This is a genomic window from Kribbella sp. NPDC050820, assembly GCF_040653975.1.
Taxonomy (GTDB): domain Bacteria; phylum Actinomycetota; class Actinomycetes; order Propionibacteriales; family Kribbellaceae; genus Kribbella.
Genome location: NZ_JBFAHB010000166.1, coordinates 1 through 2,059, shown reverse-complemented (window position 1 = coordinate 2,059; position 2,059 = coordinate 1). Strand labels below are relative to the sequence as shown.

At 69.1% G+C, this 2,059-nt stretch carries 2 protein-coding genes; one reads left to right on the top strand and one right to left on the bottom strand.

Translation table 11 applies throughout. From position 1 onward, the window contains the following. Positions 1–166 precede the first annotated feature (166 nt). Positions 167–316 (bottom strand): hypothetical protein, encoded by a 150-nt coding sequence (locus AB0H36_RS48025; RefSeq protein WP_360539106.1) that lies wholly within the window; start codon positions 314–316, stop codon positions 167–169. A gap of 349 nt (positions 317–665) precedes the next feature. On the opposite strand from AB0H36_RS48025, the gene AB0H36_RS48020 reads away from it, so the two are divergent. Next, entirely contained in the window at positions 666–1,157 is a 492-nt protein-coding gene (locus AB0H36_RS48020; RefSeq protein WP_360539103.1) for a nitroreductase/quinone reductase family protein, read from the top strand. The last annotated feature ends 902 nt before the right edge of the window (positions 1,158–2,059 follow it).

The following is a 2,059-nucleotide window of genomic DNA, read 5'->3' as shown; positions in this document are numbered from 1 at the left end:
CCCGCTTCCTCCTGACCTCGCCTGAGGCCAGCGTCTCGGAAAGGGGTCAGATTTCAGTTGCCGTCTGGGGGTCAGTTTTCACGTGCCGTCGACAGTGCGCACCTTCCGCTCAGGTGATCTGGGCGAGGGTGTCCCGTAGGTCGTTGGGCAGCGGGGTCCACGGCGGTCAGGAGCTGCTGTCCGGCGCGGATCTGGTCGGCGAACCGAGCGGCACCGAGTCAACGCCTTCCAGCAACTGGGCGAGAACATCGCCGAGTCGCTCAGCGGGGGCGACCGAGTCCAGCGTCGCCACCGAGATCTGGAGCGACAAGGGCACCGGTGACAATCGCACTGGGCCGAAGGTTCTCGCGGATATCGTCGGACCCTGCTGCGCTGGACCACCGCCCGAATCACAAGGACCGGCCGTGTCCAGGCCGAGGACACCGAGCGAGCGCCGGCCGAAGCGGAAGACCAACACCGGGAGGGCGCCCGCGAGAAGTCACTTCCGGGCTCCCTGCCCGCCAGGTAGGGACCGATGCCCCCCAAGCGCAGCCTCAACAACCGCACAACGCGCTGTCATCCGCACGGGACCTTCGGCCCAGCACGGCGGGACCCGCGACTCTGCGGGTCGACGGTGGCCGGGGCCACGCTGGGCCTTACCCGCTCGACCTGCAGAGGAGTCCGCCATGCGCCTGCTGAGAACACCCGGCGAGACCGTGGCCGGACTGCGCCGGTGGCTGTACCGCGACGGACGACCGAACCTGGCCGGTCGGCTGATCAACCGGGCCGATGCCGCGATCTACGGATCCGGGCTGGTGCTGCCGAACCGGCTGGCGGTCCTCGCCGTTCCCGGCCGGCGTACCGGCCGGGTGATCACGATGCCGGTGGCGATCGCCGACCACGAGGGCGAGCGCTATCTGGTCTCGATGCTCGGCGAGGACGCCAACTGGGTCCGCAACGTCCGGGCCGCGAGAGGTCATGCGGAGCTGCGGCACGGCCGCCGTGAGCCCGTCCGACTGGAGGAGGTCGAGCCGGCTGCCCGAGCGCCGATCCTGCGCCGCTACCTTGCGGTCGCGCCGGGAGCGCGCGCGCATCTCCCACTTGACCGACATGCTCCGCTGAGCGAGTTCGAGCGGATCGCCGCCAACTTCCCGGTCTTCCGCATCGACACCGAGTAGGCCTCCACAAGGTCCACAGCATCGGCCACCGTGACGGGTCCAGCGACTCGAGCGTCAGGTACGAGCCCCCCTTTAGTGCGCAAATCCGGCCGCCCCGAACGGCGAACCCGCAGGTCAGCACGCTGCCGCAACCGTTCAGGCCCGGATAGTGGCTCAAGTCAGGTAAAGCACTTCAGGAGAGGCCTTGGGTAGGTGCGTTGCGAGGACCAGTGAGCGTCGAGAGTCGCACGGTGGAGTCCTCCCCGCTCGGCAACCACGAGCTGAGCGAGTCGACTGTAGTCTCCAGCAGTTGTCGGTCGAGCCACTCGGCACCTGCGAGCCGGAGCGAGCCAACTCATGCGCACTGGGGCAGTTCCCGCAGGCGCCGACCGCCGCAAACACCGGCGAGTTCCAAGCCGGGGACAGTCCGGCCGGCCGACAGCTTCCATTTCCGGCAGACACCGACCGTGGCGGACACCCACGGGGCGGCGGGCCCGGGTACTGTCCGACAGAAACCCGCGTCCGTTGGGTCCGCCGGGCAGAAACCCCGGCCAGATCCGCCGGCAAAGGTCCGGGCAGGTCAGGCGGCATGTGCCCAGTTCCCGCAGGGGCCGGGTATGGCAGATGTCGACTGTGCTGTAGGTCAGCTGTGGCAGGTCTTCGGAGCTGGGCGGGCTCGTGACGGGGCCAGGGGCCGGCGAGGGCAGAACCCCCGGCGTGGTTGGCAGGGCTGGTGACTACAGACGCCGGTGTCCACCGGCCAGAGACCCGTGGGGGCTGCCGGTGGGTCAGGAACACGGTGGGGGAAATGTTAAGGGCCACCCCAGCCGGGGTGGCCCTTAACAGTGTGAATGTCCGGCGGCGTCCTACTCTCCCACGACCTCCCGGTCGCAGTACCATCGGCGCTGTCGGGCTTAACTTCC